Origin of the sequence: Paracoccus sp. TOH (genome assembly GCF_030388245.1) — a bacterium.
GTDB lineage: Bacteria > Pseudomonadota > Alphaproteobacteria > Rhodobacterales > Rhodobacteraceae > Paracoccus > Paracoccus simplex.
In genome coordinates this window covers 1062422-1079068 of the sequence record NZ_CP098361.1, presented here as the reverse complement: position 1 = coordinate 1079068, position 16647 = coordinate 1062422, and the positions used below count along the sequence as shown (strand labels likewise).

Below are 16647 nucleotides of genomic sequence, written 5' to 3'. Positions count from 1 at the left end.
AACCGCAAAAGGAGATCGGGCATGGCCAAGACCGTTGCCGTCATGGTGGGATCGCTCCGCAAGGACTCGCTCAATCACAAGCTGATGCAGGCGCTGCAGAAACTGGCCGAAGGCCGGCTGGAATTCCACCTGCTGCATATCGGCGACCTGCCGCATTACAACGAGGAACTCTGGGCCGAGCCGCCGGTCCCGGTGCTGCGGCTCAAGGACCGGATCGAACATTCCGACGCGGTGCTGGCGATCACGCCGGAATACAACCGCAGCTATCCGGGCGTCATCAAGAACGCGCTGGACTGGGCGACCCGCCCCTATGGCGAGAATTCCTGGAAGGACAAGCCGGCCGCGGTCACCGGCACCTCGCCCGGCGCCATCGGCGCCGCCGTGGGGCAGATCCGGCTTAGGGCCGACATGCTGGGCATGGGCATGGTGGTGATGAGCGCGCCCGAGGCCTATGTGCAATGGAAGCCCGAAGCCTATGCCGCCAACGGCACCATCACCGACGAGACCACGGCGAAATTCCTGCAGGGCTTCGTCGACGCCTTCGCGGACTGGATCGAGACGCACGGCTGAGCCCGACGGGAAAAGGCCGCGCCCTGGGGCGCGGCCTTTTCGATTTCCTGCCCTTGCCGGTTTACTGATCCAGGAAGGAGCGCAGCTTGCGCGACCGGCTGGGATGCTTGAGCTTGCGCAGCGCCTTGGCCTCGATCTGGCGGATGCGCTCGCGGGTGACGCTGAACTGCTGACCGACTTCCTCCAGCGTATGGTCGGTGTTCATGCCGATGCCGAAGCGCATGCGCAGCACCCGCTCCTCGCGCGGGGTCAGCGACGCCAGCACGCGGGTGGTGGTTTCCTTGAGGTTTTCCTGAATGGCGCTGTCCAGCGGCAGCACGGCATTCTTGTCCTCGATGAAATCGCCGAGCTGGCTGTCCTCCTCGTCCCCGATCGGGGTTTCAAGGCTGATCGGCTCCTTGGCGATCTTCATCACCTTGCGGACCTTTTCCAGCGGCATCTGCAGCTTTTCGGCCAGTTCCTCGGGCGTCGGTTCGCGGCCGATCTCGTGCAGCATCTGGCGGCCGGTGCGCACCAGCTTGTTGATCGTCTCGATCATGTGCACCGGGATGCGGATGGTGCGGGCCTGATCGGCGATGGATCGCGTGATCGCCTGCCGGATCCACCAGGTCGCATAGGTCGAGAACTTGTAGCCGCGGCGATACTCGAACTTGTCCACGGCCTTCATCAGGCCGATATTGCCTTCCTGAATAAGATCAAGGAACTGCAGGCCCCGGTTCGTGTATTTCTTGGCAATCGAGATCACCAGCCGCAGGTTCGCCTCGACCATTTCCTTCTTGGCCTGGCGCGATTCCTTTTCGCCGCGCTGGACCTGGCTGACGATGCGGCGGAATTCCTCGATATCGACGCCGACATGCTGGCCGACCATGGCCATGTCGCCGCGCAGCTGCTCGACCTGAGTGCGCGAGCGGTCGAACAGCGCCTGCCAGCCGCGGCCCTTGTTCTCCATCATCCGCTCGACCCAGGTCGGGTCCAGTTCGCTGCCGCGATAGGCGTCGATGAATTCGCGGCGGTTGATGCGGGCGGCATCGGCCAGCTTGACCATGCCCGAGTCGATGGTGACGATCCGGCGGTTGATGCCATAGATCTGGTCGACCAGCGCCTCGATCCGGGCATTGTGCAGATGCAGTTCATTGACCAGCCCGACGATGCGCGAGCGCAGCACCTGATAGGCCGATTCCTGCGCGGCCGAGAAGGTGCCGTCCTCGTTCAGCGTTGCGGACATGCGGTTGTCCTGCATATGCGCCAGCTCTTCGTAGCCGCGGGCGATCGCTTCCAGCGTCTCCAGCACCTTGGGCTTCAGCGAGGCTTCCATCGCGGCCAGCGACAGGTTCTGGCCGTCATCCTCGTCCTCGTCATCCTCGCCCCGGCCCATCGGGTTGCCGTCGGCGTCCAGCTCCTCCTCCTCGCGCGCGGCATTGCCGGCGGCGGGACGCGGGCTGTCGGCGTCGACCACCTCTTCCTCTTCCTCGCCCTCCTCGTCCATCGAACGGCCGAAGGTGGTCTCAAGGTCGATGACGTCGCGCAGCAGGATCTCCTCGTCCAGCAGCTCCTGCCGCCAGAGGGTGATGGCCTTGAAGGTCAGCGGGCTTTCGCAGAGGCCCGCGATCATGGTGTTGCGGCCGGCCTCGATGCGCTTGGCGATGGCGATCTCGCCCTCGCGCGACAGCAGCTCGACCGAGCCCATCTCGCGCAGATACATGCGCACCGGGTCGTCGGTGCGGTCCAGCTTCTCGGTCTCGGCGGTGGCGACGGCGATTTCGCGCGAACCCGAACCCGAGCCGGTGGTGGCCAGCTCGCCGCCCTGCTCGGCCTCGTCGGCCTCCTCGTCGGTCTCGACCACGCGGATGTCCATCTCGGACAGCATCGACATCACGTCCTCGATCTGGTCCGAGCTGACCTGCTCGGGCGGCAGGACGGCATTGAGCTGGTCGTAGGTGATGAAGCCGCGCTCGCGCCCTTCGGCGATCATGCGCTTGACCGCGGCCTGCGACATGTCCAGCGAGTGATCGTCGTCCTTGGTGTCGGGCTTCTGGTCGTCGTCGTTGGCTGCCATGCTGGCTCCCTTGAAGCGGTGATTCGCGAATCGGCGAATCGGGATCGGCTATCGGCCGCTTCTATCCGAATCGCGGAGGGGATTCAAATCCGCGACCCGGCGCGGCCGGGGTGATTCGGCGCTGGCCTTCCCGCATCCGTCAGCGGCGCGGCTTGCGCCAGATCTCGTTCTTCAGCGCCGCGTCGAGAATGGCCCGATAGGCGTCGCTGTCCTCGCCCAGATCCGACAGGTCGGCCAGCGAGGGGTGGTCGGCCAGTTGCCGGGCGCGGGCGGATTGCGCCATGCGCCAGGTCAACCCCTCATCGGCCAGCCCCTCGATCTCGGCCTCGGCGCGGGCGATTTCCTCGCGCGCGGCGCGGCGCGCCTCGATCCGGTCCAGGGCATTGGCCAGGATTTCCGCGGCGGCATCGCCGTCATGCGGGCGCAGGATGGCCGGAGCCGCCCTCACATGGGGGTCGGCCAGGATGCTTTCAAGGGCGCGCTGGCCCGCCTGCGACTGCGTGCCCGAAAGCAGGTCGTGGATCAGCGCCGCGCGGTCGGCGTCATGCGGCTCCAGCCGCTCGAGGCGCGATTCCACCGGGGCGATCAGGCCGGGATGGGTGGCGCAGATCGCCAGCACCATGGCCTCGATCAAAAACTCGGCCTCATGCTCGTCCGCATCGGGCGCGGACAGGCGCGAGGCGCGGGTCGGCGCCGCCGGCGCGACGGGCTGGAAGCGCGGATTGCGGCCCTGGCCCTGCCAGCCCTCGCGCGGCGGGCGCGCCTGGGCCGGGTCGCGGCGGCGATTGCCGAACAGCTCCCATTTCAGGTTGCGCAGCACCGAATGGTAATGGTCGCGGGTATCCTTGTCGGGGATCTTTGCCACCGCCTCGCCAAGCGCCTTGTCCAGCGCCGCGCGGCGCTCGGGGCTGTCGAAGACCCGGCCGTCGGTCTCGCGCCGCCAGAGCAGGTCGACCAGCGGCCGCGCCTCCTCCAGCACCGCAGCCATGGCCGCGGCGCCGCGGGCGCGGATCAGGTCGTCGGGATCCTGGCCCTGCGGCAGGAAAGCGAAGCGCAGCGCCTGCCCCGGCCCGGTCATCGGCAGCGCCAGGTCGATCAGCCGCATCGCGGCACGCAGACCGGCATCGTCGCCGTCCAGCGCGATCACCGGCTCGGGCGAGATGCGCCACATCAGCCGCAACTGGTCCTCGGTGACGGCGGTGCCCAGCGGCGCCACCGCGCCCTCGAAGCCGGCGCGGACCAGGGCGATCACGTCCATATAGCCCTCGGCCACCACCAGCGGCCTGCCCTTGGCCACCGCCGCCCGCGCCGGGCCGACATTGTAGAGGTTGCGGCCCTTGTCGAAGAGCGGCGTTTCGGGAGAGTTCAGGTATTTCGCCCGCGCGTTCGGGTCCATCGCCCGGCCGCCGAAGGCGATGCAGCGCCCGCGCCCGTCGCGGATCGGGAAAATGATGCGGCCGCGGAAGCGGTCGAAGGCCGCGCCGCCGTTGTCGGGCTTGGCCGCCAGCCCGGACTCGACGATCAGCGCCTCGGCGATGCCCTTGGCGCGCAGGGCGTTGAACAGGCCCTGCCGCTGGTCGGGGGCGAAACCGATGCCGAAGCGTTCGCAGGCGGCCTCGTCCAGGCCGCGCTGCGCCAGATAGGCGCGCGCCTGCTCGGCCGCGGCCATGCCAAGCTGCATGCGGAACCAGCGCACCGCCTGTTCCATGACCTCGACCAGTTCCGTGCGCCGGTCGGCGCGCTGCACCTGGCGCGGGTCGCGTTCGGGCATCGGCAGCCCGGCCTCGGCGGCCAGCAGCTCGACCGCTTCGATGAACCCCAGCCCCTCGGCCTCGCGCAGAAAGGTCAGCGCGTCGCCCTTGGCATGGCAGCCGAAGCAGTAATAGAAGCCCTTCTGGTCATCGACATGAAACGAAGCTGTCTTTTCGCCGTGGAAGGGACAGGGCGCCCACCAGTCGCCCTTGGCCTGATTCGAACGGCGCAGATCCCAGACCACCTTGCGGCCGATCACGCGCGACAAAGGCACGCGGGCGCGGATCTCATCAAGGAATTGCGGCGGCAGGCTCATGCCATCCTATATCGGATCAGGACCGCCGGTTGAAAAGGGGATTCGCACCGACGGCGCCACGCACCAGATCCCAATAGACCGCGACCACGCGCTCCTGGTCCAGCCGCCCGCCCTCGCGGTACCAGTTGGTGACGCCGGTCAGCATGGCGATCAGCGCCATGGTGGCCAGCCGCGTATCGGGCACCGTCATCGAGCCCTCGGCCTCGCCGGCGATCAGGATCGCCTCCAGCGCGTCCTCGTAGCGGCGGCGCAGGCCGGCGATCTCGGCGCGGTTGTCCGGCGTCAGGTTGCGCAATTCCATATAGGACAGGAACACCGCTTCGGGCCGCTGCAGGCTGGTCTGGATGTGAAAGCGCAGGAAAGCCTCCAGCCGCTCCAGCGCCGGACGCGCCGGATCGTCGTGCCAGGCGGCCAGCAGCTCCTCCATATGCACCCGCAGCAGGTCGACCAGCAACGCCTGCTTGTCGGCGGTATAGGCATAGAGCGCGCCGACCTGCACGCCGACCTCGGCCGCGATCTGCCGCATCGAGACCGCCGCATAGCCGTGGCGCGCGAACAGCGTGCGCGCCGTGTCGCGGATCAGCGGTCCGGTGATCTCTGCCCGTGAGCCCTGGGTTCTTGCCATGCCGCCTTCTAGGAGGCGCCGCCGCGCAAGGAAAGAGCGCATCTTGCCCCCGGGGCTCGCCCCGCCCTATGGTCCGGCCGTGAAAGTTCAGGGGGACGGGATGAGCCTGGCGAAGATTTGCGGCGCGCTGGCGCTGGCGGCGCTGGCCGCATGCGGCGACGACACCAGCGACTATCCCGCGCTCATGCCCACCGACCGGCTGCTGGCGCCGCCCAGCCTGCCCGGCCATGCCGCGGATGCCGCCAACGACCCCGAGGCCGCCACGGCGGCGCTGGATGCGCGGGCGCAGGGTCTGGCGGGCCGCGCCGGATCGGGTCAGGTCGCCAACGATGCCGAGCTGCGCCGCCGGGCCGAGGCGCTGCGCGCCCGCGCCAGGGCGCTGTCCGAACGCCCGCTGGACGACTGCGCCCCGGACGATGCCGATTGCGCGCCCGAAGCCGCGCCGAACTGAGGAGACCCCAATGCCGGCCATCACCTGCATCGACGATCTGAAGACGCTCTATCGTCGGCGCGCGCCGCGCATGTTCTACGACTACGCGGAAAGCGGCAGCTATACCGAAAGCACCTTCCGCGAGAACTGCACGGATTTCCAGCGCATCAAGCTGCGCCAGCGGGTCGCGGTGGACATGACCGGCCGCACCACCAAAAGCACGATGATCGGCCAAGAGGTGGCCATGCCGGTGGCACTGGCCCCGGTCGGGATGACCGGCATGCAATGCGCCGACGGCGAGATCAAGGCGGCGCGGGCGGCGCGGGATTTCGGCGTGCCCTACACGCTGTCCACCATGTCGATCTGCTCGCTCGAGGATGTGGCCGAGGCGGTGCAGGCGCCGTTCTGGTTCCAGCTCTATGTGATGCGCGACCAGGAATTCCTCGAGGCGATCATCGAGCGGGCCCGGCGCGCCCGGTGCTCGGCACTGGTGCTGACGCTGGACCTGCAGATCCTCGGCCAGCGCCACAAGGATCTGAAGAACGGCCTGTCGGCGCCGCCGAAGCTGACGCTGCCGGTCCTGCTGGACCTGGCGACGAAATGGCGCTGGGGCATCGGGATGCTGCGGACCAAGCGCCGCTTCTTCGGCAATATCGTCGGCCATGCCAAGGGCGTGGGCGACACCTCGTCGCTGTCGAGCTGGACGGCCGAGCAGTTCGACCCGCAGCTCGATTGGGACAAGATCGCCCGCATCCGCGACCTCTGGGGCGGCAAGCTGATCCTGAAGGGCATCAACGACCCCGAGGACGCCCGCATGGCCGCCGGCTTCGGCGCCGATGCGATCATCGTCAGCAACCACGGCGGCCGGCAACTGGACGGCGCGGTCAGCGCGATCCGCATGCTACCCGAGATCGTGCAGGCGGTCGGCGACCAGGTCGAGATCCATCTCGACAGCGGCATCCGCTCGGGCCAGGACGTGCTGAAGGCGCTGGCGCTGGGGGCGCATGCCGCCCATATCGGCCGCGCCTATATCTACGGGCTCGGCGCCATGGGCGAGGCCGGAGTGACCCGGGCGCTGGAGATCATCCGCAACGAGCTGGACGTGACCATGGCGCTGTGCGGCGAACGCGACGTGACGGCGCTGGGGCGGCAGAACTTGCTGATCCCGCCGGATTTCCTGCAACCCTGGGCCTGAGCGGCGCCCGCCGCCACGCTCAGGCGCGGGGGCCGCGCTGCGCGTCGTAGCGATGTTTCGGCTTGCCGAAGCCGGGAATCGGCAGCCGCTGCAGCAGCAGCGCCGCCAGGGTCGGCAACCCGACCGCGAACAGCATCAGCTCGCCCAGATCCTGAAAGCCCAGCGAGCGCGCCAGATGCAGCGCCAGCACATGCATGAAATAGATCGAAGCCGAAATCGGGTCGAGCCGAAGCGGCGGCGCCGGCATGGCCGTGCCCAGGGTGGCGATGAACAGCGCCGGCGCCGCGACATAGGAACTGGCGGGAATGTCCAGCATCACCTGATCGCTGCGCCAGGCCTGGACCAGCCACGCCTCGGCCATCAACAGCCCCAGCCCGATGGCGGTCAGGGCCAGAACCAGCCAGCGCCCCGGAAGGCCCGGCATTCCCAGCCGCGCCACCCGCCGCCCGCAGAGATAGCCGATGGCGACGAAGGGAAAGCACATGAACAGGCCGTTCGAGAACTTCTTCACGCCGATATGCATGATCCCCGACAGGCTGACATATTGCAGCACCACGCCGATCAGCGCGCAGACCACCGCCGCCGCCATCAGGATACGATATTCATAGGCCGGCGCGATCCTGCGGGCAAAGCCGCGCAGCAACAGGATCACCGCCCCGGCGACCAGGATGCCGGCCATGAACCACAGGTGGAAATAGCCCCAGGCCAGGGTCTTGACCAGCGAGACCGGACCGTGCACCTCGTTCAGCCAGAAAGGCAGATAGACCGCCATCCAGAAACCGTAAAGCGCCGTCACCCGCCACAGCCACTTGCCGCCCTTGTCGCGGGCCACCGCCGAATAGAGGAAATAGCCGGCCACGATGCAGAAGGTCGGCACCATGGCCCGCATCAGCCCGTTCCCGACCATGTAGAGATAGGGCGTCATGTTGACCTGCAGCCAGTAGGTATGGCCAAAGGCAACCAGAACGGCCAGACCCAGCTTCAGATAGTCCAGTGAATGTATACGGTGCAACTCGCGAACCCCGGCACGACTTGAACTGCTTTGCTACCTCTCCGTGCTTCTGGCAAGGGTTTTTCGTGTCGCATGCTAGGCTTTTTCCACTTCACAACCGAATGACGTCGCGCTATAGGCCCGTCTTCGGCCATGCACCCTTGGAGGATGGCCGCAAACCACAACCAAAGGAATACCATCATGGCCAAAGAGATCCCGGATCTGGTGGCCGAGGCACGCGCGGGGACAGGCAAGGGGGCCGCCCGCCAAGCTCGCCGCGAAGGCAAGGTGCCCGGCATCGTTTATGGCGACGGCAAAGAGCCGCAGCCGATCCAAATCGAGTTCAACTCGCTGCTGACCAAGCTGCGCGCCGGCCGCTTCATGTCCACGCTGTGGAACCTGAAGGTCGAGGGCCAGGACGACGTGCGCGTCGTCTGCCGCGGCGTCCAGCGCGACGTGGTCAAGGATCTGCCGACGCATATCGACTTCATGCGCCTGCACCGCAACACCCGCGTGAACCTGTTCATCCACGTGAACTTCGAAAACCACGACGCCGCCCCCGGCCTCAAGCGCGGCGGCACGCTGGTCGTGGTGCGCCCCGAGGTCGAGCTGGTCGTGACCGCCTCGGACATCCCCGAGCAGATCACCGTGGACCTGACCGGCAAGCAGATCGGCGACACCATCCACATCGAGGACGTGGTGCTGCCGGCCGGCGTGAAGCCGACCATCGACCGCAATTTCGTCATCGCCAACATCGCCGCGCCCTCGGGCCTGCGCTCGGCCGATAACGAGGAGACTGCTGCCGAAGGCGAAGCCGCCGAGGCCTGATCGCGGGTCCAAGCAGCGAATCACGACGGGCGGCACCCTTGCGGGCGCCGCCCTTTCTCTTGCCTGAAGGCCCGGCGGTTGCTAGGACATCGCGCCTGACGCGAAGGGGAAACGCATGGAACCGATCCATATCATCGGCGCCGGCCTTGCCGGATCCGAGGCCGCCTGGCAGATCGCCCGCGCCGGCGTGCCGGTGGTGCTGCACGAGATGCGGCCCCAGGTCGCGACCTTCGCCCACCGCACCGGCGACTGCGCCGAGATGGTCTGCTCGAACAGCTTCCGCTCGGACGACGACCGCATGAACGCCGTCGGCCAACTGCATTGGGAGATGCGGGCGGCCGATGGGTTGATCATGGCCATGGCCGAGCGCCATCGCCTGCCCGCCGGCGGGGCGCTGGCCGTCGACCGCGACGCCTTCTCGCAGGCCGTGACCCAGGCGCTGCGCGACGAGCCGCTGGTCAGCTTCGCGCCGGGCGAGGTGACCGCGCTGCCCGCCGAGGGCCGCTGGATCGTCGCCACCGGCCCGCTGACCTCCGCGGCGCTCGGCCAGTCGATCCGCAGCCTGACCGGGGAAGGCTCGCTGGCCTTCTTCGACGCCATCGCCCCCATCGTCCATGCCGAAAGCATCGACATGTCGATCTGCTGGCGGCAAAGCCGCTACGACAAGGGCGAGACCGAGGAAGAGCGGACCGCCTATATCAACTGCCCGATGACCCGCGCCGATTACGAAGGCTTCATCGACGCGCTGCTGGCGGCGGAAAAGACCGAGTTCCACGAGGGCGAGACGGCCGGCTATTTCGATGGCTGCCTGCCGATCGAGGTCATGGCCGAGCGCGGCCGTGAAACCCTGCGCCACGGACCGATGAAACCCGTGGGCCTGACCAATGCGCACAACCCCACCGAAAAGCCCTATGCTGTGGTGCAACTGCGCCGCGACAATGCGCTGGGGACGCTCTATAATATCGTCGGCTTCCAGACCAAGATGAAATATGGTTCGCAAACCGATGTTTTCAGGAAGATTCCAGGATTGCAGAACGCCAGTTTCGCGCGTCTGGGCGGCATTCACCGCAACAGCTTCCTGAACTCGCCGCGGCTGATCGACGACCGGCTGCGGCTGCGCGCGCGGCCGAACCTGCGCTTCGCCGGCCAGGTGACTGGGGTCGAGGGCTATGTCGAATCCGCCGCCATGGGCCTGCTCGCCGGCCGCATGGCCGCGGCCGAGGCGCTGGGGCGCGACCTGCCGCCGCCGCCCGCCACCACCTCGATGGGGGCGCTGGTCAACCACATCACCGGCGGCGCGGATGCCAAGACCTTCCAACCGATGAACGTGAATTTCGGCCTCTATCCGCCGCTCGACGCGATGCGGGGCGGCCGCAAGGGCCGCAAGGACCGCTACCCGGCCTATACAGACCGCGCGAAAGCCGATTTTCAGCAATGGCTTGCGGGGCAGGCTTGAACCGGACCCGGTTCGCCCCCTCGCCGACCGGCCCCCTGCATCTGGGCCATGCCTTCGCGGCGCTGACCGCGGCGCGGCTGGCCGATCCCGGCCAGTTCCTGCTGCGCATCGAGGATATCGACCAAAGCCGCTGCCGCCCGGAATACGAGGTGCTGATCGCCGAGGATCTGCGCTGGCTGGGCCTTGACTGGCCGCGACCGGTCATGCGCCAGTCCGAACGCCTGCCGGCCTATCAGGTGGCCCTGGACCGGCTGGCGGCAATGGGGCTGACCTATCCCTGTCGGTGCCGCCGCGCCGACATCCGCGCCGCGCTCGCGGCACCGCAAGAGGACGCGGCGCAGGTGGTCGGCCCGGACGGCCCGGTCTATCCCGGCACCTGCCGCCACCGCCGCATGGCCGAGGCCGGGCCAGAGGAGGCCATCCGCCTGAACGCCGCCCGCGCGCTGGAGCATCTGGGCCTCGACGAGATCGCCTTTCTGGACGAGAACATCGCCCCCGGCCTGCCGCACCGGCTAAGCGCGCAGGACTTCATCGCCGGGGTCGGCGATGTGGTGCTGGCCCGGCGCGGCATGGGCACCAGTTACCACCTTGCGGTGGTGGTGGACGACGCCGCCCAAGGCATCACCCTGGTGACGCGTGGAAAAGATCTTTTGGATTCAACGTGGATCCATATCATTCTTCAGAAATTGCTAGAACTTTCGACGCCACGCTACCACCATCACCGGCTGATCCGGGACGCAGACGGCAAGCGACTGGCCAAACGCGACGATGCCCGGGCGCTGAAGCTGTTCCGCGACGAGGGCATCAGCGCCGCGCAGATCCGCCGCCAGCTAGGCTTCTGACGGCGCCATGATCTCCACCTCGCGCCCGTCGCGGATCGCGGTATAGAAGCAACTGCGCCGGTTGGTGTGGCAGGCCGGCCCATGCTGGTCGACCAGCAGCAGCAGACAGTCGCGGTCGCAATCCAGCCGCAGTTCGACCAGCCTCTGCACATGGCCCGAACTTTCGCCCTTGGCCCAGAAGCCCTGGCGCGAGCGCGACCAATAGGTCACCTGTCCCGAATCCAGCGTCCGGCGCAGCGATTCCGCGTTCATCCAGGCCATCATCAGCACCTCGCCGCTGCGATGATCCTGCGCGATGGCGGGAATCAGCCCGTTCGCGTCATATTTCAGGCTGGCAGGGTCGAACATCGGCTTTCCTTTCGGGTTTGCCGCACCTATCTAATCCCGACAGCAGCAAGGGAAAAGCCATGGCCGACAGCGACCTGATGCAGCTCTACTCGCGGCGCATCCTGGCGCTGGCCTCGGACATTCCGCATCTGGGCAAGCTCGATCACGCCACGGGCAGCGCGCACCGCCGCTCGCCGCAATGCGGCTCCTCGGTGACGGCGCATGTGGTGATGCACGACGGCCGGGTCGCCGAATTCGCGCAGGAGGTGCGGGCCTGTGCCCTGGGCCAGGCCTCGGCCGGGGTATTGGGCCGCACGGCGCTCGGCCGCACCCGCGACGAGATCGCAAGCGCCCGCGACGCATTGCAGGCCATGCTGAAATCCGACGGCCCCGCCCCGGCGCCGCCCTTCGAGGAACTCGAGGCGCTGCTGCCCGCCCGGGAATTCCCGAACCGCCACGCCTCGATCCTGCTGGCCTGGGAGGCGCTGCTGGGCGCCATCGACGCCTCGCCGGCCTGACCGTTCTCTGTTGCCCCAATACCCCCGCCGGAGGCGGAAAAAGAAAAGCCGGCCCACAAGGGACCGGCAGTTGCGCGCATGATCGTCCGGGGGAATGGTCCGGCCCCAGGCGAAGGGCCGTCGATTGCGCGGGGCAGTAAGATCAGGCCGCCAGGATCGAGGGCAGCGAAAACAGGATGATCGCGGTCACCGAAATCGCGATGGTGCCGAGCAGGTCAGAGAGGGATTCGCGGGTCATGGGTCTCTCCACAGTTCGTTTATGGTTTGTTCTCATGAACTGCGAACGAAGTAAAGAACTTTTTAGGAACATTATGCGAATATCCCTATCCGGCGCTGATCAGCCGGATGGCCCGGTCCTGCTCCATCAGCCACAGCAGCAGCCGCACGGCATGGCCGCGCTCGCTCTCCATGGCCGGGTCGCGCTCCAGGAAGCTCTGCGCGTCCTTGCGCGCCAGCGCCATCAGCCCCGACTGGCGCTCCAGGTCGGCGATGCGGAATCGCGGCAGGCCGGATTGCGCGGTACCGATTACATCGCCGGCGCCACGCATCGCCAGGTCTTCCTCGGCGATGCGGAAGCCGTCCTCGGTTTCGCGCAGGATCGTCAGCCGCCGCCGGCCGGTCTCCGACAAGGGCTCGTGATACATCAGCAGGCAGCTCGAGGCGCCCGAGCCGCGCCCGACCCGGCCGCGCAGCTGATGCAACTGCGCCAGGCCGAAGCTTTCGGCGTGTTCGATCACCATGATCGTCGCCTCGGGCACGTCCACGCCGACCTCGATCACCGTGGTCGCGACCAGGATGCGCGCCCGGCCGGCCGCGAAATCGGCCATGGCGGCGTCGCGCTCCTCGGGCGGCATCTGGCCGTGGACCAGCCGCACCCGCTCTCCGAACCGCGCCCGCAACGCCTGGAAGCGCGCCTCGGCGGCGGTCAGGTCGATCGCCTCGCTTTCCTCGACCAGCGGGCAGACCCAATAGGCCCGGGCACCGGCGTCGAGCGCGCGGGCCAGATGCTCGACCACCTCGCCCATGCGCCCGTCCGAGATCACCGTGGTGCGGATCGGCTGCCGCCCGGCGGGCTTTTCGTCCAGCACCGACAGATCCATGTCGCCGAATTGCGCCAGCGCCAGCGAGCGCGGGATCGGCGTCGCCGTCATCACCAGCATGTCGGGCGGCTGATGCCCGCCCTTGGTGCCCAGCTCCATGCGCTGGTTGACGCCGAACCGGTGCTGCTCGTCGACGATGGCCAGCCGCAGGTCGTGGAAGGCGACGGTCTTCTGGATCACCGCATGGGTGCCGACCAGGATGTCGATGCGCCCCTCGGCCAGGTCGGTCAGGATATTGGCGCGGGCATCGCCCTTGTCGCGGCCGGTCAGCGCCTCGAGCCGGATGCCGGCAAGCCGGGCCAGCGGCTCCAGCGCCCGGAAATGCTGGCGGGCCAGGATCTCGGTCGGGGCCATCAGCACGCCCTGCCCGCCCGCCTCGACCGCGACCAGCAGCGCCAGGAACGCGACCAGCGTCTTGCCGGCGCCGACATCGCCCTGCAGCAGCCGGTTCATCCGCCGCGGTGCGGCCATGTCGGCGGCGATCTCCTCGACGGCGCGGGCCTGCGCACCGGTCGGCGGCCAGGGCAGCCCGGCCAGAACCCTGGCCCGCAGATGCCCGCCGCCCTGCGTCGCCAGCCCCGCCTGCCGCCGCCGGTCGCGGCGCAGCAGCGCCAGGGTCATCTGATGCGCGAAAAGCTCGTCATAGGCCAGCCGGGCGCGCGCCGGATCGGTCGGCGACAGGCCGGCCGGCCCCTCGGGCGCATGGGCGCGGGCCAGCGCCTCGGCCCAGGCGGGCCAGCCCTCGCGCGCCACGACCGAGACGTCGATCCATTCCCCCGCCTGCGGCAACCGCCCCATCGCCGCTTGCACCGCCTTTTGCACCACGCCCTGCGTCAGCCGGCCCGACAGCGGATAGACCGGCTCGAAATCCGGCGGCGGGTCCGAGCCCTCGGCGCCGATATGGTCGGGGTGCACCATCTGCGCCATGCCGTCGAACAGCTCGATCTTGCCCGAGACCAGCCGCCCCGCGCCCACGGGCAACTGGCTTTCGATCCAGTCCCGGCGCGGGTGGAAGAACACCAGCTGCAGATCGGCACCGCCATCCGAGCAATGCACCCGCCAGGGCCGCCCCTTGGCCGTGGGCGGGCTGTGACGCTGCACGGTGACTGCCACGGTGACGATCTCGGGCGGACGGGCCTCGGCCAGCCGGGCGATGCGGCGGCGGCGGATGCCGGAATGCGGCAGGGTCAGGATCAGGTCGCGCAGCCGCGTCACGCCCATCTGGGCGAAGGCCTCGGCCGCGCGCGGCCCGACGCCCGGCAGGGTCTCGACGCCCGCGAACAGCGGAAACAGCGCCGGCGGGCGGCCCGTCACCCCTGGGCGATCGCCAGCCATTCGTCCTCGTCGATGACCTTGATGCCCAGTTCGGCGGCCTTCTTCGCCTTCGACCCGGCACCGGGGCCCGCGATCAGCAGATCGGTCTTGGCCGAGACCGAGCCCGCGACATGGGCGCCAAGCGCCTCGGCCCGCGCCTTGGCCTCGGCCCGGGTCATCTTTTCCAGCGTTCCGGTAAAGACCAGGGTCTTGCCGGTGATGGCGCTGTCGGTGGCGCGCTTTCCAGGAGGCAGCACGGTCAGGAAGCCGACCAGCCGGTCGATCGCCGCCCGCTCGCGCGCATTGGCGAAGGCGTCGGACAGCGACATGGCCAGCACCGGGCCGATGCCGTCGGCAGCAATCAGGCCGGCCCAGGCCGCGGCGGCATCGGCCGGCAGCTCGACCTGCGCCAGCACGGCGGCACGCGCCTCGGACGGGCGCGCGCGGCGGCTTTCGGCCAGCGCCGCCTCGCGCTCGGCCTGCGTGGCTTCCTCGACCAGGCGCTGCGCCAGCGCCGCCGGGCGCGCGGTATCCAGCGCCGCCTCCAACGCTTCCCAGCCGCCGTAATGGCGGGCCAGATCCTGGGCCGCCACCTCGCCGACATGGCGGATGCCAAGCGCGAACAGCAGCCGCGCCATCGGAATCTCGCGGCGCTTCTCGATGGCCTGGAACAGGCTGGCGGCGCTTTTCTCGCCCCAGCCCTCGCGGTTCTTCAGCTGGGTCAGCCGGCCGGGACCGTAGCGGTCCTGCAGGGTGAAGATGTCGGCCGGCTCGGCGATCCAGCCGTCGCGGAACAATTCCTCGACCAGCTTGGCGCCCAGCCCCTCGATGTCGAAGGCGGCGCGCGAGACGAAATGGCGCAGCTTTTCCACCGCCTGGGCCGGGCAGATCAGACCGCCGGTGCAGCGGCGGACCGAGTCGCCTTCTTCCCGGATGGCGGGCGAGCCGCATTCCGGGCAGGTCTCGGGGAAGGCATAGGGCACGGCCGCGGGCGGCCGCTTGGCCAGATCGACATCGGCGACCTTGGGGATCACGTCCCCGGCGCGATAGACCTCGACCCAGTCGCCGATGCGGATGTCCTTGCCGCCGCGGATCTCGCTGCCATCGGCGCCGCGGCCGGCGATGTAATCCTCGTTATGCAGGGTGGCGTTCGAGACCACGACCCCGCCCACCGTCACCGGATGCAGCCGCGCCACCGGGCTGAGCGCGCCGGTGCGGCCGACCTGGATGTCGATGGCCTCCAGCCGCGTCCAGGCCCGCTCGGCCGGGAACTTGTGCGCCAGGGCCCATCGCGGCGTCGTCGAGCGCATGCCGAGTCGCGCCTGATAGGCCAGATCGTTGACCTTGTAGACCACGCCGTCGATGTCATAGCCCAAGGTCGCGCGCATCTGCTCGATCTCGGCCCAGGCGGCCATCATCTGCTGGACCGAGGCGCAGATCCGGGTCAGCGGATTGGTCTGGAACCCGAAATCCTGCATCCGCCGCACCGCTTCCATCTGCGTGCCGGCGACGGGCGCGCTGACCTCGCCCCAGGCATAAGCGAAGAAGCGCAACGGCCGCGATGCCGTCACTGCCGGGTCGAGCTGGCGCAGCGAGCCCGCCGCCGCATTGCGCGGGTTGGCGAAGACCCGGCCGCCGTCGGACTGGTTCAGCGTCGCGAAATCCGCGTGCGACATGTAGACCTCGCCGCGGATCTCCAGAACCCCGGGCCAGTCCTCGCCGGCGAGACGCTCGGGAATATCGGCGATGGTGCGGGCATTGGCGGTCACGTTCTCGCCCACCGCGCCGTCGCCGCGGGTGGCGGCCTGGACCAGCCGCCCGCCCTCGTAGCGCAGGGATAGCGACAGGCCGTCGATCTTCGGCTCGGCCGTCAGTTCCAGCGTTGCGTCGGCAGCAAGGTTCAGGAAAGAGCGCACCCGCTGCACGAAGGCCTCGACATCGCCCGGGGTAAAGCCGTTTTCCAGCGACAGCATCGGCAGGCGATGCGGGATCTTGGCGAAGCGCGTGTCGGGCGCGGCGCCGACCTGCGCCGTCGGGCTGGCCGGATGCGCGAGCCCGGGGAAGCGCGCCTCGATCGCTTCCAGCCGCCGCTTGCCGGCATCGTATTCCGCATCGCTGATGAAAGGCGCGTCTTCCCGGTAATAGGCCAGGTTGGCGCGCGTCACCAATGCGCTCAGCCGCGCATGTTCCTCAGCCGCCGTCCCGGCATCCAGGCTGGAGACCGGCGGCAAGGCGGCTTCCGCTGCCGGAACGGCCCGATCCTCGTCTTCTCCGGCCATCCTGCCCTCCGCCTGTCTGCCGGCCCCTGCGGGCCATGATCCGGGGAA

General features: G+C 68.7%; 14 protein-coding genes. 7 read left to right on the top strand and 7 right to left on the bottom strand.

The window, feature by feature from the left end; all coding sequences use genetic code 11:
* Positions 1-21: 21 nt before the first annotated feature.
* A complete protein-coding gene (locus NBE95_RS15960; RefSeq protein WP_289895227.1) occupies positions 22-570 on the top strand; it encodes an NAD(P)H-dependent oxidoreductase in 549 nt (182 codons plus the stop codon).
* 61 nt (positions 571-631) lie between these two features.
* Here NBE95_RS15960 and rpoD read toward each other — a convergent pair whose 3' ends face one another.
* From rpoD to NBE95_RS15945, 3 genes are all read right to left on the bottom strand, one after another.
* The gene (gene rpoD / locus NBE95_RS15955; RefSeq protein ID WP_289895225.1) at positions 632-2626 is read right to left on the bottom strand and encodes an RNA polymerase sigma factor RpoD; all 1995 of its coding nucleotides are present in this window, start codon (positions 2624-2626) and stop codon (positions 632-634) included.
* A 139-nt stretch (positions 2627-2765) separates the two neighbouring features.
* The gene (dnaG, locus tag NBE95_RS15950; protein ID WP_289895224.1) at positions 2766-4694 is read right to left on the bottom strand and encodes a DNA primase; all 1929 of its coding nucleotides are present in this window, start codon (positions 4692-4694) and stop codon (positions 2766-2768) included.
* A gap of 16 nt (positions 4695-4710) precedes the next feature.
* Positions 4711-5319, bottom strand: coding sequence for a TetR/AcrR family transcriptional regulator (locus NBE95_RS15945; RefSeq protein ID WP_289895223.1), 609 nt, complete (start codon positions 5317-5319; stop codon positions 4711-4713).
* A gap of 100 nt (positions 5320-5419) precedes the next feature.
* Here NBE95_RS15945 and NBE95_RS15940 point away from each other — a divergent pair, with 100 nt between their 5' ends.
* Together NBE95_RS15940 and NBE95_RS15935 are read left to right on the top strand one after the other, a co-directional pair.
* A complete protein-coding gene (locus NBE95_RS15940) occupies positions 5420-5770 on the top strand; it encodes a hypothetical protein (protein ID WP_289895221.1) in 351 nt (116 codons plus the stop codon).
* Positions 5771-5780: 10 nt separating this feature from the next.
* The gene (locus NBE95_RS15935) at positions 5781-6944 is read left to right on the top strand and encodes an alpha-hydroxy acid oxidase (RefSeq protein ID WP_289895220.1); all 1164 of its coding nucleotides are present in this window, start codon (positions 5781-5783) and stop codon (positions 6942-6944) included.
* Between the two features lie 19 nt (positions 6945-6963).
* On the opposite strand, the gene NBE95_RS15930 is transcribed toward NBE95_RS15935, so the two are convergent.
* Positions 6964-7956 (bottom strand): acyltransferase family protein, encoded by a 993-nt coding sequence (locus NBE95_RS15930; protein ID WP_289895218.1) that lies wholly within the window; start codon positions 7954-7956, stop codon positions 6964-6966.
* 180 nt (positions 7957-8136) lie between these two features.
* Here NBE95_RS15930 and NBE95_RS15925 point away from each other — a divergent pair, with 180 nt between their 5' ends.
* The 3 genes from NBE95_RS15925 (at position 8137) to gluQRS (ending at position 11061) form a co-directional block, all read left to right on the top strand.
* On the top strand, positions 8137-8763 hold the full coding sequence (locus tag NBE95_RS15925) for a 50S ribosomal protein L25/general stress protein Ctc (RefSeq protein ID WP_289895216.1): 627 nt from the start codon (positions 8137-8139) through the stop codon (positions 8761-8763).
* Positions 8764-8878: 115 nt separating this feature from the next.
* Positions 8879-10219 (top strand): methylenetetrahydrofolate--tRNA-(uracil(54)-C(5))-methyltransferase (FADH(2)-oxidizing) TrmFO, encoded by a 1341-nt coding sequence (gene trmFO / locus NBE95_RS15920; protein WP_289895215.1) that lies wholly within the window; start codon positions 8879-8881, stop codon positions 10217-10219.
* Complete coding sequence (gene gluQRS / locus NBE95_RS15915; protein WP_289895214.1) at positions 10216-11061, top strand: tRNA glutamyl-Q(34) synthetase GluQRS; 846 nt, start codon at positions 10216-10218, stop codon at positions 11059-11061. The genes trmFO and gluQRS overlap by 4 nt, the downstream gene beginning before the upstream one ends.
* On the opposite strand, the gene hisI is transcribed toward gluQRS, so the two are convergent.
* Entirely contained in the window at positions 11050-11409 is a 360-nt protein-coding gene (gene hisI, locus NBE95_RS15910) for a phosphoribosyl-AMP cyclohydrolase (protein ID WP_289895213.1), read from the bottom strand. The two genes, gluQRS and hisI, sit on opposite strands and share 12 nt — an antisense overlap.
* 59 nt (positions 11410-11468) lie before the next feature.
* Here hisI and NBE95_RS15905 point away from each other — a divergent pair, with 59 nt between their 5' ends.
* Positions 11469-11906 (top strand): iron-sulfur cluster assembly scaffold protein, encoded by a 438-nt coding sequence (locus NBE95_RS15905; protein ID WP_289895212.1) that lies wholly within the window; start codon positions 11469-11471, stop codon positions 11904-11906.
* 323 nt (positions 11907-12229) lie between these two features.
* On the opposite strand, the gene recG is transcribed toward NBE95_RS15905, so the two are convergent.
* Both recG and ligA read right to left on the bottom strand, forming a co-directional pair.
* Positions 12230-14341: an ATP-dependent DNA helicase RecG gene (gene recG, locus NBE95_RS15900; RefSeq protein WP_289895210.1), complete on the bottom strand. Its 2112-nt coding sequence runs from the start codon at positions 14339-14341 to the stop codon at positions 12230-12232.
* Positions 14317-16599: an NAD-dependent DNA ligase LigA gene (gene ligA / locus NBE95_RS15895; RefSeq protein ID WP_289895209.1), complete on the bottom strand. Its 2283-nt coding sequence runs from the start codon at positions 16597-16599 to the stop codon at positions 14317-14319. Before ligA ends, recG begins: the two co-directional genes overlap by 25 nt.
* Positions 16600-16647 lie beyond the last annotated feature (48 nt).

What these genes read in the sequence shown, in the direction of transcription:
- NBE95_RS15925 (WP_289895216.1), top strand. Translation starts at nt 8,137, where the DNA reads ATGGCCAAAGAGATCCCGGATCTGGTGGCCGAGGCACGCGCGGGGACA.
- NBE95_RS15905 (WP_289895212.1), top strand. Translation starts at nt 11,469, where the DNA reads ATGGCCGACAGCGACCTGATGCAGCTCTACTCGCGGCGCATCCTGGCG.
- NBE95_RS15940 (WP_289895221.1), top strand. Translation starts at nt 5,420, where the DNA reads ATGAGCCTGGCGAAGATTTGCGGCGCGCTGGCGCTGGCGGCGCTGGCC.
- ligA (WP_289895209.1), bottom strand. Translation starts at nt 16,599, where the DNA reads ATGGCCGGAGAAGACGAGGATCGGGCCGTTCCGGCAGCGGAAGCCGCC.
- hisI (WP_289895213.1), bottom strand. Translation starts at nt 11,409, where the DNA reads ATGTTCGACCCTGCCAGCCTGAAATATGACGCGAACGGGCTGATTCCC.
- NBE95_RS15960 (WP_289895227.1), top strand. Translation starts at nt 22, where the DNA reads ATGGCCAAGACCGTTGCCGTCATGGTGGGATCGCTCCGCAAGGACTCG.
- dnaG (WP_289895224.1), bottom strand. Translation starts at nt 4,694, where the DNA reads ATGAGCCTGCCGCCGCAATTCCTTGATGAGATCCGCGCCCGCGTGCCT.
- trmFO (WP_289895215.1), top strand. Translation starts at nt 8,879, where the DNA reads ATGGAACCGATCCATATCATCGGCGCCGGCCTTGCCGGATCCGAGGCC.
- rpoD (WP_289895225.1), bottom strand. Translation starts at nt 2,626, where the DNA reads ATGGCAGCCAACGACGACGACCAGAAGCCCGACACCAAGGACGACGAT.
- NBE95_RS15945 (WP_289895223.1), bottom strand. Translation starts at nt 5,319, where the DNA reads ATGGCAAGAACCCAGGGCTCACGGGCAGAGATCACCGGACCGCTGATC.
- NBE95_RS15935 (WP_289895220.1), top strand. Translation starts at nt 5,781, where the DNA reads ATGCCGGCCATCACCTGCATCGACGATCTGAAGACGCTCTATCGTCGG.
- recG (WP_289895210.1), bottom strand. Translation starts at nt 14,341, where the DNA reads ATGGCTGGCGATCGCCCAGGGGTGACGGGCCGCCCGCCGGCGCTGTTT.